This is a genomic window from Flavobacterium gilvum (assembly GCF_001761465.1).
GTDB lineage: Bacteria > Bacteroidota > Bacteroidia > Flavobacteriales > Flavobacteriaceae > Flavobacterium > Flavobacterium gilvum.
The window spans coordinates 3687628-3714562 of sequence record NZ_CP017479.1 but is presented as its reverse complement, the minus strand read 5'-3'; the positions used below and the strand labels follow the sequence as shown (position 1 = coordinate 3714562).

At 32.8% G+C, this 26935-nt stretch carries 28 protein-coding genes; 23 read left to right on the top strand and 5 right to left on the bottom strand.

Features of this window, described 5'->3' with window-relative positions:
• Positions 1-246: 246 nt before the first annotated feature.
• The 4 genes from nadC to priA all read left to right on the top strand — a co-directional run bounded on the left by nadC (position 247) and on the right by priA (position 5094).
• Positions 247-1104: a carboxylating nicotinate-nucleotide diphosphorylase gene (gene nadC, locus EM308_RS15040; RefSeq protein ID WP_035634932.1), complete on the top strand. Its 858-nt coding sequence runs from the start codon at positions 247-249 to the stop codon at positions 1102-1104.
• A gap of 4 nt (positions 1105-1108) precedes the next feature.
• On the top strand, positions 1109-2050 hold the full coding sequence (locus EM308_RS15035; RefSeq protein WP_035634934.1) for a YihY/virulence factor BrkB family protein: 942 nt from the start codon (positions 1109-1111) through the stop codon (positions 2048-2050).
• 89 nt (positions 2051-2139) lie between these two features.
• Positions 2140-2574: a DUF2147 domain-containing protein gene (locus tag EM308_RS15030; protein WP_035635025.1), complete on the top strand. Its 435-nt coding sequence runs from the start codon at positions 2140-2142 to the stop codon at positions 2572-2574.
• A 69-nt stretch (positions 2575-2643) separates the two neighbouring features.
• Complete coding sequence (gene priA, locus EM308_RS15025; RefSeq protein ID WP_035634937.1) at positions 2644-5094, top strand: replication restart helicase PriA; 2451 nt, start codon at positions 2644-2646, stop codon at positions 5092-5094.
• 8 nt (positions 5095-5102) lie between these two features.
• On the opposite strand, the gene EM308_RS15020 is transcribed toward priA, so the two are convergent.
• Positions 5103-5798 (bottom strand): LytR/AlgR family response regulator transcription factor, encoded by a 696-nt coding sequence (locus EM308_RS15020; RefSeq protein WP_035634939.1) that lies wholly within the window; start codon positions 5796-5798, stop codon positions 5103-5105.
• A 165-nt stretch (positions 5799-5963) separates the two neighbouring features.
• On the opposite strand from EM308_RS15020, the gene rpsF reads away from it, so the two are divergent.
• From rpsF to EM308_RS14990, 6 genes are all read left to right on the top strand, one after another.
• The gene (gene rpsF, locus EM308_RS15015) at positions 5964-6305 is read left to right on the top strand and encodes a 30S ribosomal protein S6 (RefSeq protein ID WP_035634940.1); all 342 of its coding nucleotides are present in this window, start codon (positions 5964-5966) and stop codon (positions 6303-6305) included.
• 5 nt (positions 6306-6310) lie between these two features.
• A complete protein-coding gene (rpsR, locus tag EM308_RS15010; protein ID WP_026715037.1) occupies positions 6311-6607 on the top strand; it encodes a 30S ribosomal protein S18 in 297 nt (98 codons plus the stop codon).
• A gap of 66 nt (positions 6608-6673) precedes the next feature.
• Positions 6674-7117: a 50S ribosomal protein L9 gene (gene rplI / locus EM308_RS15005; protein ID WP_035634944.1), complete on the top strand. Its 444-nt coding sequence runs from the start codon at positions 6674-6676 to the stop codon at positions 7115-7117.
• Between the two features lie 193 nt (positions 7118-7310).
• Positions 7311-7784: a DUF6495 family protein gene (locus tag EM308_RS15000; RefSeq protein WP_035634946.1), complete on the top strand. Its 474-nt coding sequence runs from the start codon at positions 7311-7313 to the stop codon at positions 7782-7784.
• 75 nt (positions 7785-7859) lie between these two features.
• Entirely contained in the window at positions 7860-9866 is a 2007-nt protein-coding gene (gene ligA, locus EM308_RS14995) for an NAD-dependent DNA ligase LigA (RefSeq protein WP_035634948.1), read from the top strand.
• Positions 9856-10548, top strand: a complete 693-nt coding sequence (locus EM308_RS14990; protein ID WP_035634950.1) for a hypothetical protein — start codon at positions 9856-9858, stop codon at positions 10546-10548. Before ligA ends, EM308_RS14990 begins: the two co-directional genes overlap by 11 nt.
• Here EM308_RS14990 and EM308_RS14985 read toward each other — a convergent pair.
• Positions 10534-11445, bottom strand: a complete 912-nt coding sequence (locus EM308_RS14985) for a bifunctional metallophosphatase/5'-nucleotidase (protein ID WP_035634952.1) — start codon at positions 11443-11445, stop codon at positions 10534-10536. The two genes, EM308_RS14990 and EM308_RS14985, sit on opposite strands and share 15 nt — an antisense overlap.
• Positions 11446-11521: 76 nt before the next feature.
• Complete coding sequence (locus EM308_RS14980) at positions 11522-12301, bottom strand: 5'-nucleotidase C-terminal domain-containing protein (RefSeq protein WP_035634955.1); 780 nt, start codon at positions 12299-12301, stop codon at positions 11522-11524.
• Positions 12302-12348: 47 nt separating this feature from the next.
• Between EM308_RS14980 and EM308_RS14975 the strand changes: the two genes are divergently transcribed.
• The 13 genes from EM308_RS14975 (at position 12349) to EM308_RS14915 (ending at position 25034) form a co-directional block, all read left to right on the top strand.
• Entirely contained in the window at positions 12349-12867 is a 519-nt protein-coding gene (locus EM308_RS14975; protein WP_035634959.1) for a DUF6913 domain-containing protein, read from the top strand.
• 8 nt (positions 12868-12875) lie between these two features.
• Positions 12876-13763, top strand: coding sequence for a 4-hydroxy-tetrahydrodipicolinate synthase (gene dapA, locus EM308_RS14970; RefSeq protein WP_035634962.1), 888 nt, complete (start codon positions 12876-12878; stop codon positions 13761-13763).
• A 117-nt stretch (positions 13764-13880) separates the two neighbouring features.
• Positions 13881-14681, top strand: coding sequence for an outer membrane protein assembly factor BamD (locus EM308_RS14965; protein ID WP_035634965.1), 801 nt, complete (start codon positions 13881-13883; stop codon positions 14679-14681).
• Positions 14682-14685: 4 nt separating this feature from the next.
• Positions 14686-15003 carry a DNA-directed RNA polymerase subunit omega gene (locus EM308_RS14960; protein WP_035634966.1) on the top strand — a complete coding sequence of 106 codons (318 nt, stop codon included), beginning with the start codon at positions 14686-14688 and terminating at the stop codon, positions 15001-15003.
• Positions 15004-15011: 8 nt separating this feature from the next.
• Positions 15012-16223 carry a bifunctional phosphopantothenoylcysteine decarboxylase/phosphopantothenate--cysteine ligase CoaBC gene (gene coaBC, locus EM308_RS14955; protein ID WP_035634969.1) on the top strand — a complete coding sequence of 404 codons (1212 nt, stop codon included), beginning with the start codon at positions 15012-15014 and terminating at the stop codon, positions 16221-16223.
• The gene (porD, locus tag EM308_RS14950; protein WP_035634972.1) at positions 16216-17097 is read left to right on the top strand and encodes a type IX secretion system protein PorD; all 882 of its coding nucleotides are present in this window, start codon (positions 16216-16218) and stop codon (positions 17095-17097) included. The genes coaBC and porD overlap by 8 nt, the downstream gene beginning before the upstream one ends.
• Before the next feature lie 52 nt (positions 17098-17149).
• Positions 17150-18802 carry a DNA repair protein RecN gene (gene recN, locus EM308_RS14945; RefSeq protein WP_035634975.1) on the top strand — a complete coding sequence of 551 codons (1653 nt, stop codon included), beginning with the start codon at positions 17150-17152 and terminating at the stop codon, positions 18800-18802.
• 71 nt (positions 18803-18873) lie between these two features.
• Positions 18874-20064: an enoyl-ACP reductase FabV gene (fabV, locus tag EM308_RS14940; RefSeq protein ID WP_035634978.1), complete on the top strand. Its 1191-nt coding sequence runs from the start codon at positions 18874-18876 to the stop codon at positions 20062-20064.
• Between the two features lie 100 nt (positions 20065-20164).
• Positions 20165-20971, top strand: a complete 807-nt coding sequence (locus EM308_RS14935; RefSeq protein ID WP_035634981.1) for an enoyl-ACP reductase FabI — start codon at positions 20165-20167, stop codon at positions 20969-20971.
• 112 nt (positions 20972-21083) lie between these two features.
• On the top strand, positions 21084-22082 hold the full coding sequence (locus EM308_RS14930; protein ID WP_035634983.1) for a glycosyltransferase: 999 nt from the start codon (positions 21084-21086) through the stop codon (positions 22080-22082).
• Between the two features lies 1 nt (position 22083).
• Complete coding sequence (gene coaE / locus EM308_RS14925; protein WP_035634986.1) at positions 22084-22680, top strand: dephospho-CoA kinase; 597 nt, start codon at positions 22084-22086, stop codon at positions 22678-22680.
• 59 nt (positions 22681-22739) lie between these two features.
• Complete coding sequence (locus tag EM308_RS14920) at positions 22740-24323, top strand: sensor histidine kinase (protein ID WP_035634990.1); 1584 nt, start codon at positions 22740-22742, stop codon at positions 24321-24323.
• A gap of 3 nt (positions 24324-24326) precedes the next feature.
• On the top strand, positions 24327-25034 hold the full coding sequence (locus EM308_RS14915) for a response regulator transcription factor (RefSeq protein WP_035634993.1): 708 nt from the start codon (positions 24327-24329) through the stop codon (positions 25032-25034).
• A 45-nt stretch (positions 25035-25079) separates the two neighbouring features.
• Here the strand turns inward: EM308_RS14915 and EM308_RS14910 are convergent, their stop codons facing one another.
• Together EM308_RS14910 and miaA are read right to left on the bottom strand one after the other, a co-directional pair.
• Entirely contained in the window at positions 25080-25820 is a 741-nt protein-coding gene (locus EM308_RS14910) for an acyl-[acyl-carrier-protein] thioesterase (protein ID WP_035634995.1), read from the bottom strand.
• A gap of 36 nt (positions 25821-25856) precedes the next feature.
• A complete protein-coding gene (gene miaA / locus EM308_RS14905; RefSeq protein ID WP_035634996.1) occupies positions 25857-26783 on the bottom strand; it encodes a tRNA (adenosine(37)-N6)-dimethylallyltransferase MiaA in 927 nt (308 codons plus the stop codon).
• Positions 26784-26935: the final 152 nt, after the last annotated feature.

Genomic DNA, 26935 nt, shown 5'->3' with positions numbered 1-26935 from the left:
ACTTATATTCCCTTTTTACCATTAATTTGACAAACTAACTTTTTTTAAACTTATATGACTTATATGTTTAAAATTAAATACTTTATATTTTAGAATATATCATTAAATAGAAACCTGCAAAAAATAAAGATATTTGCAGGTTTTATTTTGTATTAGTTGATTTAAAAATCAAAACTTTTCAAACGGACTAGTTTTTTAATACACAAAATAAATCCTACTTTAGCATAATATTTAAAGAAGAAAAAAATGATTACCGAAGCTCAATTTCAAAACGAATTAAATGTAATGATTGCTAATGCAATTAGGGAAGATGTAGGGGTTGGCGATTATAGTTCATTAGCATGTATTCCAGCGGATGCGATGGGTAAAGCAAAATTATTGGTAAAAGAAGATGGTATTATTGCCGGAGTGGCTTTGGCCAAAATGATATTCGAATATGTTGATTCTACTATGAAGGTAGAAACTTTTATTGCAGACGGAACTCCTGTAAAAAAAGGGGATGTTGTTTTTCATGTTTCAGGAAGTTCACAATCTATTTTAAAATCTGAACGGGTGGTCTTAAACACAATGCAGCGTATGAGTGCCATTGCAACCAAAACAAATAGTTTTGTTCAATTATTAAAAGGGACAAACACAAAGATATTGGATACCCGAAAAACAACTCCGGGATTTCGTGTTGCCGAAAAATGGGCGGTAACTATTGGAGGTGGAGAAAATCACCGTTTTGCATTGTACGATATGGTGATGCTGAAAGATAATCATATTGATTTTGCTGGCGGAATAACATCGGCGATAGCCAAAACAAAAGCATTTTTGAAAGAAAATAATTTGGATCTAAAGATTATTGTTGAAGCGAGAAATCTTGCCGAAATCGAAGAAATTTTGAAAAGCGATGGCGTTCAAAGGATTCTGATTGATAACTTTAATTATGAAGATACCAGAACCGCAGTAGCTTTGATAGGAGATAAGTGCCAAACAGAATCTTCAGGCAATATCAATGAAAATACGATGCGTAATTATGCAGAATGTGGCGTTGATTATATTTCGTCTGGAGCATTAACGCACTCAGTTTATAATATGGATTTAAGTCTAAAAGCAATTTAGGATTATGACATTTAAAATTGAGGAAACAATCCAAAGAATTCCAGTTGTAAAAAGCCTGTTGCATTTCTTGAAAAAGATTAAATTGCCTGGTTTGGGAGGATTTTCTTTCTATGATTTATTAAAATTGTATTTTGAAGGAATTATTGATGGAGCATTTTCCTATCATGCCAGTGCAGTAGCTTTCAGTTTTTTTATGGCATTATTTCCTTTCGCTTTGTTTATTCTGAATTTAATTCCGTACATCCCGATTGAGGGCTTTCAGGATGATTTTCTGCAATTTGTTAAGGAAGGCGTGCCACCAAATACCTTTGATGCAATCGCCAATATTATAAATGATATACTTAATAATAGTCATACGGGATTGGTTTCTACTGGGTTTTTTCTTTCCATTTTCCTGATGGCAAATGGTATTAATGCAATTCTTGGGAGTTTTGAAACTTCCAAGCATGTTTCAGAAAAAAGAGGTTTTGTTAGTCAATATTTAGTGGCTTTGGGTATTTCATTATCGCTTTCTGTTATTCTGTTGTTGACTGTTGCAACTATTGTTGTTTTTGAGGTGATCATACAAAGTACAGCAATTCAAGATGTGTTAAGTGATCAAATTCCAACGATTATTTTAGGAAGGTATCTTTTTGTGGTTTTAATGATTTTGATTACATGTTCAATCTTGTTGCGATATGGAACAAAGCAATCGCATAAACCGCCATTTATAAGTGTTGGTTCCGTTTTTACGACTGTTTTAATAGTTATTTCATCCTATTTTTTTGGGATTTGGGTGTTGCGATTTTCAAAATACAATGAATTATATGGCTCGATTGGAACGTTGTTAATTATGATGTTTTATATTTGGATTAACTGTATGATTTTATTGCTTGGATTTGAGTTGAATGCGACCATTCATAAATTGAAAATGATAAAAAGAGCCAGTAATATTGAGGTAGTATAAAATTATCTGAATGGATTTTTTTATTCTTGCCAATAAAAATAAAGATTGATTGTTCAGTAGTTTTGAAAAACAAATATAAATTTGAAAAAATGAAAAAAAGTATCGTATTCAGTTTAGTTGTATTTTTTGCAATGATTTTCAATGCTCAAAGTCAAAGTGTAATTGGGAAATGGAAAACAATTGATGATGAAACCGGTAAACCAAAATCGGTAGTAGAAATCTATGAAAAGTCAGGAAGGATATACGGCAAAGTAATCGAAATTTTTGAGGCTGAAAAAAGAAACAAAGTTTGTGAAGAATGTTCCGGAGACGATAAAAATAAGCCTATTTTAGGAATTACGGTTATAAAAGGACTGAAAAAAGATGGCAAGGAATATAATGATGGACAAATATTGGATCCTAAAAACGGAAAGCTATACAAATGTTTTATCACTTTGGATGGAAATGATAAGTTAAAAGTAAGAGGATTTATTGGAGTTTCATTATTTGGAAGAACACAATATTGGTACCGTATTAAAAATTAGTTTCTTTTGTTTGAAGTTTAAAGTTGTTTAATCTTAAACTTTTAAACTTTAAACCTTAAACAATAAATAATGCATTTTGTAGAAGTCATTTTACCGCTTTCCCTTGCCAAAACATTTACTTACAGTGTTTCGGAAGCCGAGTACAATTACATTAAAAAAGGAATGCGTTTGGCGGTGCCTTTCGGCAAAAGTAAAATCTACACGGCTTTGGCAATTGAACTGCATCAAAATGAGCCAACCTTATATGAAGCTAAAGAAATTCATCAGATTCTGGATGAAAAACCCTTAGTGAACGAAATTCAAATTACTCATTGGCAATGGATTGCGTCCTATTATATGTGCGCTATTGGCGATGTATATCGGGGAGCGATGCCATCGGCACTTTTGCTGGAAAGCGAAACTATTATTTCGCAAAAACAAAGTGGTTTTGTAGATGAAAGTCAGCTGTCTGATGAAGAATTCTTGATTTTTGAAGCGTTGCAACATCAAAGTTCCCTGAAAATACAGGATGTGATGGCTATTTTGGATAAAAAAAACATTTTCCCTGTTATTCAAAAATTAGTTGACAAAAATATTTTGGCACTTCAGGAAGAAATGCTAGAAAACTATACGCCAAAACTTGTTCGGTATGTACGATTGCATTCCAAATACGAATCGGATTCAGGCTTGAATGAATTGCTCGATACACTCAAGAATGCCAATAAACAAAAAGAAGTTGTCCTAAGTTATTTTCAATTAAGTGCTTCTGAGAAAAGGCCAATTACTGTAAAAAAACTTATTGAAACTTCCAATTCTACATCAACTGTTGTAAAAACATTAATCGACAAGAAAATTTTTGAAGAGTACCATCTTCAAGTCGATCGGGTTAATTTTACAGGAAAAATTAAAGAAGAAGAGTTGCAGTTGAGTGATGCGCAACAAGCTGCTTTTGAAAATATAAAACAAAATTTTGACCAAAAAGAAGTCTGTCTTTTACACGGCGTTACTGCAAGTGGGAAAACAGAAATATATATCAAATTAATTGAAGAATATATTGCCACAGGAAATCAAGTGTTGTATTTATTGCCGGAAATTGCTCTAACTACTCAATTAGTAGGAAGGTTGCGTGAATATTTTGGTAATAAAGTGGCTGTTTTTCATTCAAAATATACCAATAACGAAAGGGTAGAGGTTTGGCGGCAAGTGATTGATAAATCGCCAAAAGCTCAGATTGTCATTGGAGCGAGATCGGCTTTGTTTTTACCTTTTTCAAATTTGGGATTGATTGTAATTGACGAAGAGCATGAACAGACCTTCAAGCAAGTTGATCCAGCGCCACGTTATCACGCAAGAGACGCTTCGATAGTTTTGGCAAATAGCCATAAAGCCAAAGTATTGCTTGGTTCGGCAACGCCGAGTATAGAAACTTTTTTTAATGCGCAATCTGGAAAATACGGTTTAGTCGAAATCACCGAAAGATATGGGAAGGTTCGAATGCCTGAAATTGAATTGGTTGATTTGAAAGATAAATATTTTCGAAAAAAAATGTCAGGGCATTTCAGTGATGTTTTGATTGATAATATTACAAGTGCGTTGTCTTTGGGCGAACAAGTTATTTTGTTTCAAAATCGGCGTGGTTATTCTCCGATTGTGGAATGTATAACTTGTGGTCATGTGCCTCAATGTCAGCAATGTGATGTCAGTTTGACGTATCATAAGCATAAAAATCAGCTTCGTTGTCATTATTGCGGTTATTCAATGGCAAAACCCACTAATTGCCATGCTTGTTCAAGTGTTGATTTAATTACCAAAGGTTTTGGAACAGAGCAAATTCAGCAGGAGTTGGTTGAATTGTTTCCAAATTCCAAAATTGGTCGTATGGATCAGGATACAACTCGAGGAAAATTTGGTTTTGAAAAAATCATAGACAGTTTTAAAAATAGAGAAATCGATATTTTGGTGGGAACACAAATGTTAGCCAAGGGATTGGATTTTGACAATGTGAGTTTGGTGGGGATTATGAATGCAGATAATATGCTGTATCATCCTGATTTTAGAGCTTTTGAAAGAAGTTATCAGATGATGACACAGGTTTCTGGTCGTTCCGGTCGTTCTGAAAAACAAGGGAAAGTGGTCATTCAGACTTATAACCCGAATCATAATACGATACAGCAGGTTACAAATAATGATTTTCTAGGGATGTATAAAGAGCAATTATATGACAGGAAAATTTATTATTACCCTCCTTATTATAGGTTGATAAAATTGACATTAAAGCATCGTGATTTTGAAAAATTAAAAGAAGGTTCGATGTGGCTGTATCAAGTGATGAAACAAAATTTGGCTATGCCGGTTTTGGGCCCCGAAGAACCTGCAATCAGTAGAATTCGAAATGAATATATTCGAACGATAATGATTAAGATACCTCAAAATACCTCAATTGGTGGTACAAAAAAAACTATCCAGAAGATACTGAATAGTTTTGAATCTGTTTCACAATACAGAGCTATAAGAGTCACTGTAAACGTCGATTTTTATTAAAGTAAAGTTTATGAATAGGCAAGTGCTTTTACTAGATCTTCTTTTTTGTTTCGGCTCAAAGGAATTTTTGTTACTCCAATTTCAGCAAATTTACTATTGAAACGATCTATTTTGTCAATATTAACAATGTAAGATTTGTGAACCCTAATGAATTTTTCTTTTGATAAATCGTTCTCAAATGATTTCATTGTAGAAAGAACAAGATTGCTGTCGTCTTCAGTAACAACTTTTACATAATCACCAAAAGCTTCAATCCACTTAATTTTCGAAGTGAAAATTTTTAATTTTTTCAAATTACTTTTGATAAAAATATGTTCTCCTTCGTCTTCTTTGTTTTCTCTTTTAAGGAGGTAGTGATCAATAGCCCTTCTCACAGAAGCATTAAAACGCTCAATAGAGATTGGCTTTTGGAGATAATCTGTTGCATCATAATCAAAAGCTTTCATTGCGTACTCCGCTTTTGAAGTAATGAAGATAATCTGGGGCTTGGTTTTTAAACCGTCAAGGAAATCAAAACCACTAATAACAGGCATCTCAATATCGAGGAATATTAAGTCTACCGTATGAACTGTCATACAACTTTTGGCTTCAATTGCATTAGAAAAGTCACCAATCAAGTTTAAATTGGTGTGGTTATTTACTAACTTTGCAATAATCATCCTTTGTATAGAACTGTCATCTACGACTACACAATTTAGCTTCATAATATCAAATTTTTGATTTGGTCAAGTAAAAATAGTTTTTTTTTGCAACTCTTAAAACAAAATGGTATTTTTTTTTGCTGTTTGTCGATTATAGTGTTTTTGTGCTTGCGGGATCAAAAAAAAAGATTACTTTTGCACCCAATTTAACAAATAAATAAAATTTTTATGAATCATTATGAAACTGTTTTCATTTTAAATCCCGTTTTATCTGAGGTTCAGGTAAAGGAAACAGTAAGCAAATTTGAAGATTTTCTTACTAGCAGAGGAGCAGAAATGGTATCGAAAGAAGATTGGGGCCTTAAAAAAATGGCTTACGAAATTCAAAACAAAAAAAGTGGTTTTTACCATTTATTCGAATTCAAAGTTGCTGGAGAAGTTCTTGTAGCTTTTGAAACTGAATTTAGACGTGACGAAAGAGTTATGCGTTTCTTAACTGTAAGTCTTGACAAACATGCTATCTCTTGGGCTGAAAGAAGAAGAGCAAAACTTAAATCTCAAAAAGCTTAATTATCATGGCAACATTACAACAATCTGCTTCAGGAAAAAAAGACGGAGATATCAGATATCTAACGCCTTTAAACATAGAAACTAACAAAACTAAAAAGTATTGTCGTTTCAAAAAATCAGGTATCAAATATGTAGATTATAAAGATGCTGATTTCTTATTGAAATTCGTTAATGAGCAAGGAAAAATTCTTCCTCGTCGTTTAACAGGAACTTCATTAAAATACCAAAGAAAAGTGTCTGTAGCTGTAAAAAGAGCTCGTCACTTAGCTTTAATGCCATACGTGGCCGATTTATTAAAATAATTAAAAATTAACAGTTGTTGGTTTTCTGCAATATGAAACCTAACTTCTAAATATAAGGACAACAACATGGAACTTATTTTAAAACAAGACGTACAAAACTTAGGTTTTAAAGATGATGTAGTATCTGTTAAACCTGGTTACGGTCGTAACTTTTTGATTCCTCAAGGATTTGCTGTATTGGCAACTTCTTCTGCTAAAAAAGTTTTAGCTGAAAACCTAAAACAAAGAGCTCACAAAGAGGCTAAAGTTGTAGCAGATGCTAAAGCATTGGCTGAAGCTTTGAAAGCTATCGAAATTAAATTATCTGCAAAAGCTGGTGGTGAAAAATTATTTGGTTCAATCACTAACATTGACATTGCTCAAGCTTTAGCTAGCGCAGGTCATGAAATTGACAGAAAATTTATCACTTCTGGAATTGTTAAGCGTACAGGTAAATATACTGCAAACGTAAGACTTCACAGAGATGTGGTTGTAGAATTAGCTTATGAAATCGTTGCTGAAAAAGCATAATTTCTAAATTCATATTTTAAAATCCCGTCTCGTTCTAAAAAACGAGATCGGGATTTTTTTTGTTTAATCTGAATTTATTTCAGATTCTTGAAGAATTTATTTCAGATTCTTGAAGAACTTGTTTCAGATTTTTTAATTCTAATATATAATAGCATCTTATTGGATATAGGATGCTGAAATAAATTCAGCATAAATGAAATACGCCAGACTCACAAAAGAACAGTTTGAAGAACTAACACAGGAGTTTACTAATTTTTTGGCTACTCAGGCAATTGATAAAGCGGAGTGGGATAAAATTAAATCCGAAAAACCAGAGGTTGCAGAACAGGAATTGGATGTTTTTTCAGATTTGATTTGGGAAGGTGTTCTTACGAAAGCAACTTATTTGGAATTTTTTTCAAAAAATCATATTTTTCTATTTCATTGTTTTGACACGCATATTAAATCGATTGTGTTGAAATCGTTGGTTCCAGAAATTGATTTTTTGAGCAAAGATGGATTGCATTGGTTAAGTGATAATATGTTTACTGATACCATCGAAATGAAAGTTGGAAAAAAAGAATTTACAGAAGAGCGTAATTTTTCTATTTTTCAGTTGATTCAACAAGGTTCTTTCTTGAGCGATGGTCAATTGTACAATCAAATTAATTCGATTCTTGAAGCATAAATTTTAATTTTTTAACTTTAAATTGGTTATTTTAGTGGATTATTTAATACACTAAAATAGCCAATTTTTTCTTTTATGGATATACTTCAAACCATTCAAACGCTTAGGGAAGAACTTAATCTTCACAATTATAATTATTACGTGTTGGATAAATCAACATTGTCTGATTATGAGTTTGATATGAAATTAAAGGAACTTCAGGATTTAGAAAATAAACATCCGGAATTTTTTGATTCCAATTCGCCTACGCAGAGGGTTGGAGGAAGCATAACCAAAAATTTTGAAACGATAGTTCATGAATATCGCATGTATTCTTTGGATAATTCCTATTCTAAAGAGGATTTGATTGATTGGGAAAACAGAATCCAAAAAGTTTTAGGGAATGTTTCATTGGAATATTCTTGTGAATTAAAATACGACGGAGCCTCTATAAGTATTACCTATGAAAACGGAAAATTAAAAAAGGCGGTGACTCGTGGGGATGGTTTTCAAGGTGATGATGTGACCAATAATATTCGAACAATAAAATCGGTTCCTTTAGAATTAAAAGGAGAAGGTTTTCCTCCAAAATTTGATATTCGTGGTGAAATTATTTTGCCTATCGCTGGTTTTGAAAAAATGAATCAGGAATTGATTGAAATTGGCGAAACACCATATTCTAATCCTAGAAACACTGCTTCCGGGAGTTTAAAATTGCAAGATAGCACTGAAGTAGCCAAGAGACCATTGGATTGCTTGTTGTATTTTTTGACGGGACCAAATTTGCCTTTTAATTCTCAATTTGAAGGTCTTGAAAAGGCCAGATACTGGGGTTTCAAAGCTCCGGTTGAAGCAAAATTGGCCAACAATCTTGACGAAGTTTTTCAATTTATTGAGTATTGGGATGTTCATCGTCATGATTTGCCGTATGAAACTGACGGTGTTGTGATAAAAGTAAATGATTTTCGTCATCAGGAAGAGTTGGGTTATACTGCAAAATCTCCAAGATGGGCAATCGCCTATAAATTCAAGTCGGAACAGGCTATTACACGTCTGAATTCTATTTCGTACCAAGTAGGAAGAACAGGGGCGATTACGCCGGTCGCGAATCTAGAGCCGGTGCAATTGGCAGGAACTATTGTGAAAAGAGCTTCTTTGCACAACGCTGATCAAATTGAAAAGTTGGATATTCGAATTCATGATACTGTTTTTGTAGAAAAAGGAGGAGAGATTATTCCTAAAATTATCGAGGTTGATTTAAGTAAGCGACCCGAAAATTCAGTGCCTACGCAGTATGTAACGCATTGTCCGGAATGTAATACCGAGTTGATTAGAGGCGAAGGCGAAGCCAATCATTATTGCCCTAATTATTATGGTTGTCCTCCGCAGATTATAGGAAGAATTCAACATTATATTTCGAGAAAAGCAATGGATATTGAAGGGCTTGGCGGAGAAACGGTTGCCTTGCTTTTTAATAATGGTTTAGTTCATAATTATGCCGATTTGTATGAATTGACAGTTGAACAAATTTTACCTTTGGAACGAATGGCTCAAAAATCGGCCGAAAATCTGGTAAAAGGGGTTGAAAATTCAAAAAACATCCCTTTTGAAAGCGTATTGTTTGCTTTAGGAATCCGATTTGTTGGGGAAACTGTAGCCAAAAAGTTGGCTAAACATTATAAAAATATTGACGCATTGCAGCAGGCAACTCTTATGGATTTGATTTTGGTTGATGAAATCGGGGAAAGAATTGCTCAAAGTGTTATTGATTTTTTTGAAAATGAAGAAAATAAAGTCATTATCGAAAGACTGAAAAGTTACGGTGTACAATTTGAAATTGTTGAAAAAATAAATCCCAATGCAACTGAGAAATTTTTAGGGAAAACATTTGTTGTTTCTGGAGTTTTTTCAACATTTTCAAGAGACGAATTAAAAAAAGCCATCGAAGATAACGGCGGAAAAGTGGGGAGTTCGATATCGGCCAAGACTGATTTTGTGGTGGCTGGTGAAAATATGGGACCTGCCAAACTTGAAAAAGCAAATAAACTTAATGTAGTAATAATTTCAGAAGATCAATTTATAACAATGTTGAATGAAGCCTAGTACTCCATCACTTATATTATTTTTTGTTACATCTGTTCTGGCAATTATATTCAAATTACTAGGATACGGAAGTTTGGTTCTTATTGTGAAATCGGTTATTATACCTTCTTTGTTTATTTATTATTTAGTGTCGAATGATTATAAGATTACATTCTTGAAAGCATTTATTTTTCTGTTGTTTTTTGTGAGGGATGTATTTGTAATGCTTAGTATAAGTGAGTCGGCAATGGGATCTTTTATGAGTGTATTGGTGGTTTATGTTTTGCTAACATACCTGGCTATAAAAGATTTTACTCAATTGAAATTTAGTTTAAAAGACAGTTTTTATGCAGTTGTTTTAATTATTGGTATTGCAACTATTTGTTATTCAGTTTTGAATTTAAAACTGGAGAATTTAGAATTAAATTTTTATCTGTATGTTGTTTTTGGTTTGATTTTAAGTGTTTTGAGTATTATTACTGTTTTGAATTATATTAAAAATAATACTTATGCTTCTTTTAGCGCCATGTTAATGTGTATCAATTTTATAATTTCAGATATCTTTTTTGTTCTTTATAAGTTTTACTTTTATAATTATTTATTGACCTTAATTAGTTTAATAACTCAATTTTTATCTTATTTCTTCATGGTTAGATATTTTTTGGAGAAAGACAGAAAGACTGAAAATTTAAACGATTATTGATTTTCCCTGAGCTGATTTTTGTTTATTAGAATCAAAATAAAAATCAATTCTCCCCAAATTTAATCCATAACAACCCACTTGATTTATCAAAACTTCTTTTTGATCCAAGTTTTTTACAATGGTGGGTTTGTCCAAAAAAGTATGGGTATGACCACCAATAATTAAATCAATGTCTTTGGTAGCTGCCGCCAATTTTAAATCACAGATTCTATCAGGTTCTGTGCTGTAACTGTATCCTATATGGGACAAGCAGATAACTAAATCACATTTGTTTTCATGTTTCAGGATTTTGACCATTTCTTGGGCAGTTTCAACAGGGTCGTTGTAGACTGTTTCTTTGTAGTTTTTTTTATCAACCAATCCCGCCAATTCAACACCAAGCCCAAAAACGCCTACTTTAATTCCTTTTTTATTAAAAATACGATATGGTTTTACGTAACTATCCATTATGGTGTTTTTGAAATCATAATTAGATGAAATAAATTCAAAAGTAGCATGCGGCATTTGCGACACTATGCCTTCTAATCCGTTATCAAAATCGTGATTACCTATCGTAGAAGCATCGTATTTCATCATGCTCATCAATTTGAACTCCAACTCTCCACCATAATAATTAAAATAAGGAGTTCCCTGAAAAATATCCCCAGCATCCAAAAGTAATACATTTGGATTTTCGGTTCGAATTTTTTCAATAATGGCAGCTCTTCTCGCTACGCCTCCCATGTTTGGGTTTTTGGGGTGATCCGCCGGAAAAGGATCGATGTAGCTGTGTACATCATTCGTATGTAAAATGGTTAAATGCTCAACTGCATTTGATTCAAAACTGCTAAGCGAAAGGCCTAAACTCAATAACGCTGTACCCGAGGCCGTTTTTTCTATAAAATCTCTTCTGTTCATTTTGATGTTTTTTTATGTAATGCCCAATTATCTGAAATAACTATTGGATATTTTATTTGAATAAATTAATAATGGGTTATTCTTCTAATATTCGGGTGTCGTTTTTAACACTTATAGTGTCAACATCTGTAAAATAATCAATCAATATGTTTCTCAGTTTGTAATCCAAATCAAATTTTTGAATCCCTTTTTTGAAGAAATTCATATTATCACCTCCATTTGCCAGGTAATCGTTTGTGCCTACGTAATAAACAGTATTGTTGTTTAATGGCTTTCCTTGAATAAGTATGTTTTTGGCTTGGTTATTTTTGTCGATTGCAAAAGTCATTCCGGAAAGCGGATGTGGCTTTTTGTCTGCAATAATGAAATTTACCATTTCTTGTATTTGTTCTCCTTTTAGAGAAATAACTACAAGGCTATTTTCAAAAGGCATTATTTCGTAAGCGTTTCTGGCGGTGATATTGCCTTTTGGAAGTATCGAACGTATGCCGCCATGATTCATTAAGCAGATGTCAATATTCTTGTTTTCTCTTTTATTGAAAACCTGGTTTCCCCTTAGTAAAGTAACATCAGCCATGAAATTGCCAATATTTGTTTGCCATTTTCCTTTGCTTTTGTCTAATGTTTCCGGATTGTATGCGAGAACTTTGTCAAGATCGTTATTTATTTTATCTCTATAAGGCTTTATAAAATTTTCAATTTCAAGGTTTTGATTTTCTTTTTCAGTGATTGGAATGCGTTTGCCTTCTATTTTTGTAACTGTGTAATTTTTGGCGCTGCAGGAAATAATAAAAACTGCTGTTAAGAATGTAACAAAAAGTTTTAAAAATCCATTATAGTTTTTTAGTTTTGCCATCTTTAATGTGACTTAAATAATTAAATTTGTAATCTTGTAAAAATAGTATGTTTTTAGATTATATAAAGAGCTTTGTCTTAAAAAAAACTTTAAAAAAAAACCTTTGTAATGTCAAGGAGGAGTCATTGCACTCATCTGTTATAAAGATTGGTTTGATTGTTGACGAAAGCAATTTTTTGGAAACAGCCGCATTGAAACAAGAAATTATTTCCAAAGGGATTTTGGAAAATAATTTAAAAATTATCGCTTTTAGAAAAAGTTTAAGTGATAAAGAGCAATTTTTGAATCCAACATTCGGCTATAAGGATTTGAATTTTAAAAGTGATTTTATAAAACAGTCAGTAAATGAATTTCTTCAGGATGAATTTGATTTGCTGATTAATTATTATAGTGAAGAAGAGCCTATTTTGTTGTTTTTAACACATAAAACGAAGGCAAAATTCAAAGCAGGTTTTTCAAGTGTAGACAAACGATTGAATCATTTTTTGATAAATATTCAATTTACAGATTATAAAGAATTTGTTAGCGAGTTGTTTCGCTACTTAAAAATATTAAATAAAATATAAATTAAATTATGCAATCATTAATAGGGACAGGTGTTGCCTTGATCACACCGTTTAAAGACGATTTTACAATTGATATTGAAGCTTTGAGAAGAATTGTAAATTTTTCCATAGACGGCGGTGTTGAGTATCTTGTTGTTTTGGGAACTACTGCAGAAAATGCAACCTTGACGGAAGAAGAAAAAGAATTGGTAATCGCAACAGTGATTGAAGTAAATGCAGGTAGATTACCGTTGGTTCTTGGTGTTGGAGGAAATAATACTTCAAAAATTGTTGAAGAATTACGTACAAGAGACTTGTCTGCTTTTGTTGCTGTTTTATCTGTTTCTCCATATTATAATAAGCCTAGTCAAGAAGGAATTTATCAGCACTTTAAAGCTGTAGCCGAAGCGTCTCCGATTCCTGTGATTTTATATAATGTTCCTGGAAGAACATCAAGTAATATGTTGCCTTCAACAGTTATCAGGCTAGCAAATGATTTTGAAAATGTCGTTGCAATAAAAGAAGCTGCTGGTGATTTGGTTCAAGCAATGCAATTGTTGAAAAATAAGCCAAAAGATTTCTTGGTTATTTCTGGTGACGATATGATTGCTTTACCGATTGTTTTAGCAGGTGGAGCGGGTGTGATTTCGGTAATTGGACAGGGTTTTCCAAAAGAATTTTCAGAGATGATTCGATTGGGACTAAACAGAAAGGTAGATGATGCCTTTAAATTACAGTATTTGTTGGCTGATAGTATTGATATGATTTTTGAACAAGGAAATCCGTCAGGTATCAAAGAAGTGTTCAGGATTCTTGGTATTGCAGAGAATGTAGTACGTTTACCATTGGTTTCTGTAAATGAATCTTTGGCGGAACGATTGGAACTTTTTGTAAAGAAAATGGTTAAAAACTCATAAAAGCGCTTATTTTTTTAAATAAAGAAATATTTTGTATTAGCTAAATTAATAACTAAATTTGCCACCTGACTTTGGTGGCTTTGTTGTTTGGAATAAAAATAAAATCAGTGTTCAAAAATGAAAAAAATAATATCAGTACTGTTTGTTGTTCTTTTTTTAGGTTCTTGTAGTGATTATCAGGCGGCATTGAAAACCGAAGATCCAGCAGTAAAATATGATTTGGCTTCCAAATTTTACGAATCGGGAAAATATTCAAAAGCGATTCGTCTTTTTGAACAATTGGCACCATCGTATAGAGGAAAACCTCAGGGAGAAAAATTATTCTATATGTTTGCCCAATCGTATTATAAAACAAAACAGTATTATTTGGCAGGTTATCAGTTTGATAGTTTTAATTCTGGGTATCCAAGAAGTGAAAAAGCCGAAGAATGTGCCTTTTTGGGAGCTGAAAGTTATTCTAAATTATCACCAGTTTACAGTATTGACCAGACAGATACCTTCAAAGCAATAGAGAAAATTCAAGGTTTTATTGATCGTTTCCCTAATTCTAAATATGTAGCTCAGGCTAATGAAATTTCAAAAAAATTAAACGAAAAGATAGAGCGCAAGGTTTATGAAAACGCGTTAGAATACAATAGAATTTCCAACTATAAATCTGCTATCATTGCTTTTGATAATTTTATTGCAGATTATCCTGGAACCGTATATAAAGAAAAAGCATTATATTATAAACTGGATTCTGCTTATTTGTTGGCGATAAATAGTGTTCCATCAAAAATGGAAGAGCGTTTAAATACAGCAAAAACGAGTTATAATAATTTGATGAAGTACAAGCCAGATACAGAATATAAGAAAAAAGCTGACGAAATGTTGGCTCAAATTGAAGTTGAATTGCAAAAATATAACACAAATAAATAAAGTCATGGATTTAAAAAAGACAAATGCTCCGGTAAACACAATAACTTACAATAAAACAGTTATTGAAGAACCTACTGGGAATGTGTATGAGGCGATAACAATTATGGCTAAAAGAGCAAATCAAATTAATTCTGAAATTAAAAAAGAATTAACTGAGAAATTAGAAGAATTTGCTACTTACAATGACAGTTTAGAAGAAGTTTTTGAAAATAAAGAACAAATAGAAGTATCTAAATTCTATGAAAAACTTCCAAAACCACACGCTTTAGCGGTTCAAGAATGGTTAGATGGTAAAATTTACCACAGAGAAGCAAATAAATAATATAGCTAATGTCAGTTTTAAGCGGAAAAAAGATTTTGCTGGGAATTTCTGGCGGAATTGCTGCGTATAAAACGGCCTCATTAGTTAGACTCTTCATAAAAGCAGGTGCACATGTCCAAGTGATAATGACACCTGCTTCTAAGGATTTTATAACTCCACTTACTTTATCTACATTATCCAAAAATCCCGTTTTTTCAGAATTTTATAATAAAGATGAAAAAAATGAGGAATGGAACAGTCATGTAGAGTTAGGTCTTTGGGCAGATTTAATGATTATTGCTCCGGCAACAGCCAATACTTTGTCTAAAATGGCAAACGGTTTATGCGATAATCTTTTGATTGCGTGTTATCTTTCGGCAAAATGTCCTGTTTATTTTGCACCTGCAATGGATTTGGATATGTATATTCATCCGTCAACCGTTGAAAGTTTTAACACGTTGAAAGCATTTGGAAATATAATGATTCCGGCTGAAAATGGTGAATTAGCAAGTGGTTTGTCGGGAGAAGGACGTATGGCAGAACCGGAAAATATTATTTCGTTCCTAGAAGCAGATCTCGAAAGTAAATTACCTTTAAAAGGCAAAAAAATATTAATTACAGCGGGGCCAACTTATGAGGCAATTGATCCTGTGCGTTTTGTTGGAAATCATTCTTCAGGTAAAATGGGATTTGATATTGCTGAAAGTGCTGCCAATCTTGGTGCATCGGTTGTGTTGATTTCGGGGCCTACTCATTGTAAAATAAAACATCCTTTGGTTCAGGTTATTCCGGTCGTTTCTGCGCAGGAAATGTATGATGCTTGTCATCAGTATTACCAAGATGTCGATGTGGCTATCGCCGCCGCTGCCGTTGCAGATTACAGACCAAAGAATATCGCTTCGCAAAAGATTAAAAAGGCTTCTGATGATTTTGTAATTCATTTGGAGAAAACCAAAGATATTTTGGCTTCATTGGGGGAAATTAAGAAAGATCAGTTTTTGATAGGTTTTGCTTTGGAAACCGAAAATGAAATTGAGAATGCTAAGGCCAAAATTCAGAAAAAAAACTTAGATTTGATAGTTCTTAATTCGCTTCAAGACGAAGGAGCTGGATTTGGTAAAAATACCAATAAAGTTACTTTTATTGATAGGGAATTTAAAATCGAGCCAATGGATTTGAAATCCAAAAAGGCTGTGGCAGATGATATTTTAAACAAAGTAATAGCTCATTTTTATGATTAGATTTGTTTGGCTCTTTATTCTAAGTTGTGGCTTCGTGCAAGCGCAGCAGCTGAATTGTACCGTGACTTTAAACACGCAAAAAATAAGTAATGCCAATCAACAGGTTTTTAAAACACTGGAAACTGCTATTAATGAATTTGTTAATAAAACTGATTGGACAGGGCAATCGCTTTCGCAAAAAGAAAAAGTGGATTGTTCGATGTATATTACTCTTTCGAGTTATAGTTCAGACCAGTTTGTTGCTAATATTCAGGTACAATCTTCAAGAAATATTTTTAATTCGACATATTCTTCTCCGGTTTTAAATATTAATGATAAAGATTTTACCTTTAATTATACCGAATTTGAGAATTTGAGATACAACCCTAATAGTTACGATTCGAATTTGATTTCCGTGTTGTCTTATTATTGTTATATTATTTTGGGAATGGATGCAGATACTTTTGTTCCGATGTTTGGGGATCGTTATTTTAAAGAAGCTATTAGTATCGCTAATCTTGCCCAACAAGGAGGTTACAAGGGTTGGAATCAATCAGATGGTACTATGAGCCGATATATTCTAATTAATGATTTAATGTCGTCAACTTACTATGATATCAGACAATCAAGTTTTCAGTATTATATGGGGTTGGATGCCATGAGTCAGGATCAAAAGAAAGCCAAAGAAATGATTAAAGGATCATTGTTGAATTTGGCAAAATTGAACGGTACTAAACCTAATTCTTATTTACTACGCATTTTCATGGATTCAAAATCAGATGAAATCGTATCTGTTTTTACTGGCGGCCCAAGTATTACTATAAATGATTTGGTAGATAGTTTGAATAAAACATCTTCTTCAAACTCCGGTAAATGGCAATTGTTAAAATATTAGCCTCGTTTTAATTAATTCTATTTAATACAACCTACTTACTTAAAGTCCAAAAATGATAACCTCACTAGCGATAAAAAACTATGCCTTAATCGAAAAATTATCAATTGATTTTTCTAAAGGTTTTTCGATAATTACAGGAGAAACCGGAGCTGGGAAATCGATAATATTAGGAGCTTTGGGTTTGGCTTTAGGAAAAAGAGCCGATTTGACTTCGCTTAAAAATAAAGAAGAAAAATGTGTGATTGAAGCCCATTTTGATATTTCAAAATATAATTTATTGCCTTTTTTTGAAGAAAATGATTTGGATTATGAGCCGGAAACAATAATTCGAAGAGAAATTTTGCCTTCTGGGAAATCAAGAGCATTTGTCAATGACAGTCCTGTGAATTTGCAGGAATTGCAGGAGTTGAGTCTTTATTTAATAGATATTCATTCGCAACAGCAAACTCAAGAATTGTCTGATGAGGAAGTGCAGTTCAAAATAATAGATGCAATTGCAAACAATTTGAATGTAATTGAGACGTATCAAGGGGTTTTGAAAAACTATAAATCGAATAAAACCAAATTAAATTCCTTAGTTAAAAAGAAATCCGAAGCGTCGAAAGAGCAGGAATACAATGCCTTTCTTCTAGAAGAATTAGTTTCTGCAAAGTTAAAATCGGGAGAACTGGAATTTCTTGAGGAAAATTATGAACAACTGAATAATGTTGAGATTATAAAAGAATCGCTTGATAAATCATTGGTTTTAGCAAATGAAGAACAAATAGGTGTGCTTCATAATTTGAATGAAATAAAAAACAGTATTCAGAAAATTGCCCATTTTTCAACAGATTATAATTTACTTTTTGAAAGAATATCAAGCTTGAAAATTGAGTTTGAAGATATAACAACAGAGCTTAACCGTTGTTCAGAAAAATTAATTAATGATCCTGAGCAGTTAAATTTGATTAGCCAAAAATTGCAGTTGATTTATAATTTGCAAAAAAAGCATCAGGTGAATACTGTTGAAGAGTTGCTGGAGATTCAAAGAAAACTTGAAAATTCGGTATTGGAATTAGGAAATATCGATGAAGAGATTGCGAAATTGACACAATTGGTTGAGGATAATATCAAAGAATTGGATCAGATTTGTGATACAATTCATAAAAACAGAATAGAAGCAATTCCTCTTTTGTCACAAAAATTAATCGCAATTTTGGAGACTTTGGGAATGCCTGATGTCCGTTTTAATATGGAAATAAACAAAGCTTCGGCTTATTTTGAAAATGGAAATGATGAGTTGAAATTTTTGATTTCGGTTAATAAAGGAACGGATTTTGGATTGCTGAAAAAAGTAGCTTCAGGAGGAGAAATGTCCAGAATTATGTTGGCTGTAAAAGCTATTCTGGCACAATATTCAAAATTACCAACATTAATTTTTGATGAGATAGACACGGGAGTTTCCGGTGAAATAGCCAATAGAATGGGGGAGATTATGAAAGGAATGAGCGCTCAGATGCAAATTTTTGCCATAACCCATTTACCGCAAATTGCTGCAAAAGGAACGGAACATTATAAAGTTTTTAAATCGACAGTAGGTGATGATACTCAATCAGAATTAAAATTACTGACAAAAGACGAACGAGTTGTCGAAATTGCTCAAATGCTTTCGGGAACTGTTATTTCTGATTCGGCCTTAAATCACGCAAAAGCCTTGTTGAACTAAATAATTGGACTATATTTGCCCATCAAATTTTAAGATAAAAAGATAAAATATAAATTAACGCACAGATTAAGATGATTATTGAACCAAGAATGAGAGGATTTATTTGTTTGACGGCCCAGCCCAAAGGTTGTGAACAAAGTGTAAAAAATCAAATTGAATATGTAAAATCAAAAGGACCTATTGAAGGAGCCAAAAAAGTTTTGGTTATTGGAGCTTCAACTGGTTTTGGTTTGGCTTCAAGAATCACTAGCGCTTTTGGTTCAGACGCCGCTACAATTGGCGTTTTTTTTGAAAAAGAACCTGAAGAAGGAAAAACGGCTTCTCCGGGTTGGTATAATTCAGCCGCCTTCGAAAATGAGGCTAAAAAAGCTGGTTTGTATGCAAAAAGTATCAACGGTGACGCTTTTTCTAATGAGGTAAAAAGACAAACATTAGAACTTATCAAAGCTGATTTGGGTCAGGTTGATTTGATTATATACAGCCTTGCTTCTCCGGTGCGTTTAAATCCAAACACGGGGGTTTTACACCGTTCGGTTTTGAAACCTATCGGAAATACTTTTTCAAATAAAACTGTTGATTTCCATACAGGGAAAGTAACAGATGTTTCTATAGAACCTTGTAATGAGGAGGATATTGTTAATACCGTTGCCGTAATGGGTGGTGAGGATTGGGCAATGTGGATTGATGCTTTGAAAGCTGAAAATCTATTGGCTCCAGGTGCAACAACTGTTGCTTATTCATATATTGGGCCATCATTGACTGAGGCTGTTTATAGAAAAGGAACAATTGGCCGTGCCAAAGATCATCTTGAAGCGACTGCATTTACAATTACAGATAGCTTGGCTGATATTAATGGTAAAGCTTATGTTTCTGTAAACAAAGCATTGGTGACACAGGCGAGTTCTGCAATTCCAGTTATTCCATTATATATTTCTTTATTGTATAAAATAATGAAAGAAAAAGGAATTCACGAAGGATGTATTGAGCAGATTCAGCGTTTGTACCAACAAAGATTGTACACTGGTGAACCAATTCAAATAGATGAAAAAGGAAGAATCCGTATTGATGATTGGGAAATGCGTGAAGATGTTCAGGCTCAGGTTGCTAAACTTTGGTTGGAAGCTACAACTGAAAACCTTGCTGAAATAGGCGATTTGGAAGGATATAGAACTGATTTCTATAATTTGTTCGGATTTGGATTTGACGGAGTTGATTACAAAGCTGATACCAACGAAGTGGTTGCTATTCCTAGTATTGGATAATTAGAAGATAAATTTAATAATATTAGAACACCTTATTTCTTGATGGTTTCAATCATGAGAATAAGGTGTTTTTTTTATGGTATAATTTAAAAGTATTTATATGTATAATTTATTAAAAGGAAAAAGAGGAATTATTTTTGGTGCATTGGATGAAAATTCAATTGCTTGGAAAACAGCCGAACGAGTTCATGCTGAGGGCGGAATATTCGTATTGACTAATGCTCCTGCAGCCATGCGATTGGGAAATATTGATGCCTTGGCTGATAAAATTGGATGCCAAATTATTCCTGCCGATGCAACATCGGTTTCTGATTTGGAATTATTAGTGGATAAAGCGGTAGAAATTTTGGGAGGAAAAATTGATTTCGTCCTGCATTCTATCGGAATGTCTGTCAATGTAAGGAAAGGGAATCATTATACAAATCAAAACTATGAGTTCACAGAAAAAGGTTGGAATGTTTCAGCGGTTTCTTTTCATAAACTAATGCAGGTTTTGTATAAAAAAGATGCCATGAATGAATGGGGAAGTATCATTGCACTTTCTTATATGGCTGCCCAAAGGGTATTTCCAGATTATAATGATATGGCAGATAATAAGGCATTTCTTGAATCGGTTGCCCGTAGTTTTGGGTATTTCTTTGGAAGGGATAAAAAAGTGAGAGTCAATACCATTTCTCAATCTCCAACGGCCACTAGAGCTGGGCAAGGCGTTAAGGGATTTGGCGGTTTTATTGCTTTCGCAGATAAGATGTCGCCTTTGGGAAATGCAACTGCAGCAGAATGTGCAGATTATATTATTGTTATGTTTTCTGATTTGACTAGAAAGGTGACTTTACAAAATTTACTGCATGATGGAGGATTCTCAAATATGGGAGTTAGCCAAGAAGTAATGGAAATGTTTGAATAGTGGAATTAAGGGACTTATATGTGTAAAACCATCATTTTTATGATGGTTTTTTTGTTGATAAAGAAGTACCTTTGCCAAAAATTAATAAAAAAATAATAACCCAATTACTATTATGTTGTTTTCATTGATCATTCCTGTTTATAATCGTCCAGATGAAGTAGATGAATTATTAGAAAGTTTAACAAAATCAACCTATAACGAAATTTTTGAAATAGTTCTGGTCGAGGATGGTTCTACAATTCGATGTCAGGATGTTGCTGCAAAGTATGGAGACAGGTTGGATATTTCATATTACTACAAAGCAAATTCTGGACCAGGAGATTCCAGAAACTTTGGAATGGATAAAGCCAGAGGTGATTATTATATTATTTTCGACTCCGATTGTATTATTCCAAGCAATTATTTAATCGAGGTTGAAAAAGCACTAAAGGAAAATTATGTGGATTGTTTTGGAGGCCCGGATAAAGCATTGGACAGTTTTTCAGACATTCAGAAAGCTATAAATTTCACGATGACTTCGTTTCTAACCACTGGAGGAATTAGAGGGGGATCTGAGAAAATTGGAAAGTTCCAGCCAAGAAGCTTTAATATGGGAATTTCACGCAAAGCATTTCAGATTTCAAAGGGTTTTGGTAACATTCATCCCGGTGAAGATCCTGATTTGTCTATCCGTTTGTGGAACTTAGGTTTTGAAACTCGACTTTTTTCGAACGCATTTGTTTATCATAAAAGGAGAATAGATTGGGATAAATTTTCGGTACAAGTAACCAAATTTGGGAAAGCCAGACCAATACTAAATAGCTGGTATCCAGAATATAATAAATTAACTTTTTTCTTTCCTACTTTTTTTATAATAGGATTTTTTGTATCTTTATTATTGTTGATTTTTAATCAAGATATTCTGCTTAAATTTTATTTTGTGTATTTTTTGGCATTGTTTTTGATATCTTCTATTCAGAATAAGAGTATTAAAATAGGATATTTATCCATAATTGCGGTTTGGAAACAATTTTATGGGTACGGGCTTGGGTTTTTGAAGTCTTATATTAAAGTGATAATTTTAAAACAAGACCCAAAACAAGCTTTTCCAGAATTGTTTTTTAAATTGTAATATGACTAAAATTATTGGTTTGACAGGAGGAATTGGAAGCGGTAAAACTACCGTTGCCAATGAGTTTTTAGCTCTTGGAATTCCGGTTTACATAACGGATTCGGAGGCAAAAACAATAATGCAAACCGATGCAGTCTTGGATCAGATTAAAACAGAATTCGGGAATACGATATTTGAGAATGGTGTATTGATAAGGGAGAAATTATCAGAAATTGTTTTTAATAATTCTGATAAATTAGCAAAACTAAACGGTATTGTACATCCTGCAGTGAAGCAACATTTTAAGGAATGGTTAGTGGAGCATAAAAACCATCCACTTGTTATTTATGAAAGCGCAATTTTGTTTGAAAGTGGCAGCTATAAGCAATGTGATTTTGTTATAAATGTAGAAGCACCTCTTGAATTGAGAATTCAAAGGGTTATTGAAAGAGATAAAACAACGCGCGAAAAAGTTTTGGAAAGAATTAAAAATCAGTGGAAAGATGAGGAAAAATCATCAAAAAGTGATTTTGTTATTAAAAATACTAGTATCGAGGCAATAAAGATAGAAATTGTTAAAATTCTTAATTTTTTAAGAATTAAACAAATCAACTCTTAAATGTTAATCTTTGGTTAATGCTTTTTTCACTATATTGTTAAAATACTAATTTTGCTTGAATGAATAAATTATTTTTTAGATTACTAGTGCTGTTGATGAGTTTGTCTCTAATTGGGATTATTCTTGTGCAAGTCTATTGGTTTAATACTTCATTTGAGAATAATGATGAACAATTTGGTTTTCATGTAAAACAGGTGTTAGGTAAAGTTGCCGAAAGACTGCATGATCGTGAAGCATATAGTTTTTATGATAAATACAATCATTATAAAGATAGTACAGGTAAAATTCCAAAAAGAGACGATTTGCTGGAGTTTTACTATGTTCAAAAAAATCCATTAACAAAGCAAACTATCATTTATTCGAATAGTATTATATCTGAAGATTTTAAAATTTCGTCTGGACTTTTTGATAAAAAATTTACAACCGAGAGTTTTAAAAGCTTTAATTCTAAACGGGTTACAGAAGTTTATAATAAAAACAGCCTAGATAATTCGGGAATACAACAAAGTTTGATTCCGGATAAAATAATATCAAAGGCTGGTAATTTGGACATATTGGATAATGCCCAATTTGAAATTTTTTTTAAAGACATTGCCTCTGCAATGCCGCTTCAGGAAAGAATTACAAAGGAAGCTTTAAGAGAAATTATAAAGAAGGAATTGGAAGAATATGGTGTAAAAACCAAGTTTGAGTTTGGAATTTTGAGTAATGGTATTCAGACTAAGGTAAAATCTGTAAATTTTAAATACGATAAAGACGCAACCTATTCCATTCCTATTTTTAGCGATAATGAAGGAATTGAAAAGTATAAGTTATTGGTTACTTTTCCGCATAAAAAGAAGTTCTTATTGTCTGAATTGGTGAGTATTACGATATTGTCTATCATTTTTACGCTGATTATTATTATTGCCTATACAAGTGCTTTAAATCAGTTGATTCGTCAGAGACAGATTTCAGAGATTAAAACTGATTTCATCAATAATATGACGCATGAGTTTAAAACACCTATTGCCACAATAAATTTGGCTTTGGATGCCATCCGAAACCCTAAGATTATTGACGATAAGGAAAAGGTTTTTAAATATCTCGATATGATTCGGGACGAAAATAAGCGAATGCATGCACAGGTTGAAAACGTGTTGAGGATTTCTAAATTAGAAAAGAAAGAATTAAATATTATTAAGGAATCGAGTGATATAGAGGTTGTTATAAATGACGCAATTGAGCATGTTAATTTGATTTTAGAAGACAGAGAGGGAACTATTGATATTCATTTTGGAGCTATCAGGAAAACGGTTTTGTTGAATGATGTTCACTTTACAAATGTGATAGTCAATATTTTGGAAAATGCAATAAAATACACTCCGGGGATACCAAAAATTGATATTTATACAGAAAATATCAAAGATATGGTTCTCATAAAAATAAAAGACAATGGAGTGGGTATGAGTAAAATTGCTCAGAAAAGAATTTTTGAAAAATTTTACAGAGAACATACCGGTGACATTCATAATGTGAAAGGCCATGGTTTGGGTCTTGCTTATGTAAAAAGAATTGTAGACGACCATAACGGTCAAATATATGTAGAAAGTGAAAAGGGTAAAGGAAGTACCTTTATTATAAAATTACCTTTAATAAATTAAAGTATGGAAAATGCAAATAAAAAAATATTATTAGTAGAAGATGATCTTAATTTTGGAGCAGTTCTAAAAGACTATTTATCGCTAAATGATTTTGATGTTGTTTTGGCAAAAAATGGTATGGAAGGTTTTGAGAAATTTAAAAAGGATTCCTATGATTTATGCATTCTTGATGTAATGATGCCATACAAAGATGGGTATACTTTGGCCAAAGAAATAAGAGAGAAAAATAATGATGTGCCTATTATTTTCCTAACTGCAAAATCTATGAAAGAGGATGTGTTGAAAGGATACAAAGCCGGTGCTGATGATTATTTGAACAAACCTTTTGATTCTGAGGTTTTATTGATGAAAATAAAAGCAATTATTCAAAGAAAAGCATCTGATGTAAAAACAGAAGCAGTTCAGTATGAATTTAATGTTGGTAAGTTTCATCTTAATTCAAAACTTCGTTTTCTGACTTTTAATAATGACGAACCTATTAAGTTGTCTCCAAAGGAAAATGAGCTTCTTAAAATGTTGATTCTGCATGAAAATGATTTAATGCCAAGAGAATTGGCTTTGACAAAGATATGGAGAGATGATAATTATTTTACTTCCAGAAGTATGGATGTTTACATCGCCAAACTAAGAAAGTATTTGAAACAAGACGAAGATGTTGAAATTTTGAATATTCACGGAGAAGGATTCAGATTAGTCGTAAAAGGCAAATAGTCTTTCTAAAAATTACAAAAAAGCTTCGAAATTTCGAAGCTTTTTTTATTTCCAATTGAGTTGCAAAGCAAAACAGGTTTTATCCTCTTTAGTAATGCTAAAAACAACATCATTTTCGTTGATGCATTCATGGATAATAACTTTGTCTTTTAGCGAAAGCTCCTTTAAAAAGTTCATTTCAAAACTATGTATTTGCTGTGACAGTATTTTATTTTCGTCTACAAGATCAAGGCACCATTCTAGGTATTTTACATTATTGGCGTGATTAACAATGTCTAAATCGGATAGGGAAACGGTTCTTTCAAAAACTATTTCTTTTTCCTGTGGTAAATTTATTTTGGAGAAACCCATTTCTGTGGCTCTGTTATCTGGATATAATTCAAAATGTTCATAAGGCAAAGCCAAAGGTTCCGGTCTGCGAGCCTGAGTATTAAAAACCGCCCAAAAAGTTTCAGATCCTACTATTTTTCGGCCGTTGAGATACATTTCGAGCGCACGAACCGAACGTGAATTTTCGAGGGAATTAATCCAGGTTTTTACTGTTACGGTGTCTCTCCATTTTGGCAATTCTGTAATTTCTACTCTCATTCTGCTTAAAACCCAAGCTTGGTCAAATTCTTGCATATCAGTAAAACTGATGCCGCCCACTTCGGAATGTGCTGCAGCTGTCAATTGAAGCAAATTGCATAAGTCGGTAATTTTTAAAAAACCATTTGGTGTGCACTGGGTAAAATTGATTTCCCATTCTTTGCTTAGTATGGAAGTGAAATTTTCGGATATTGGCATGGAAATAATTATGAATTATGAATTATGAATTATGAATTATGAATTATGAATTTGTTTATTTATATGGCTGATAATTTTATTCTGATCTGCTAAATAATCGAACCATTGTGTGTTTTCTTTGCGTTTGAACCAAGTGAGTTGGCGTTTTGAAAATCGTCGAGTATTTTTTTTGATTTCTTCGATGGCAAAAGGCAGTGTAAATTCACCATCAAAATAACAGAATAATTCGCGATAACCAACTGTTTGTAGCGCATTCAAATCTTTATGAGGATATAAAGCTTTTGCTTCTTCAAGAAGGCCGTCATTTATCATAATATCGACGCGTTGGTTGATTCTGTTGTAAATGATTTCTCGGTCTGCTTCTAGACCAATGATGATTGGTGTGAAATTTCGATTGTTTTTCTTTTGGTTTAAAAAAGAGGAATACGGTTTTCCGGTTCCCAGACAGACTTCTACAAAACGCATCATTCGTTGCGGGTTTTGTAAAGTTTCTGGATTTTCGGAAGTTATTTTTTGAAAATAGACAGGATCGAGTGTTTCAAGCTGTTGTTGCAGAAATTCAATTCCCTCATTTTCATAATTTGAATTTACTTTTTCCCGAACAGCAGAATCTATTGCTGGAAAATCATCAAAGCCTTTCAAGATGGCATCTACATACAATCCTGAACCGCCAACAAGTACTACGTAATCATTTTTTTTAAATAATTCCTCGATTTTTGCGAGGGCTTCTTTTTCGAAATCACCCACAGTGTAATTGTCAAAAATGGATTTATTTTGGATGAAATGGTGTGGCGCCGATGCTAATTCCTCAGGATTTGGGACAGCAGTTCCAATAGCCATTTCTTTGAAAAACTGCCGACTGTCACAGGAAACAATTTCGCATTTATAATAATTCGCCAGTTTGATGCTTAAGGACGTTTTTCCTATAGCTGTTGGCCCGACGATGGTGATTAGGTATTTCATTTGAAGATAATATTTGTTTTTTTAGCCCAGATGGGAACGAAAACCCCGGAATTATTACTGCTTGTTTTTCTTGATATAAAAGAGCGACTGAAAGAAGCTCCTTTTATGTCTTGGAAAAACTGCTGAAATAATGAGGAGTTGCAATGTACAGC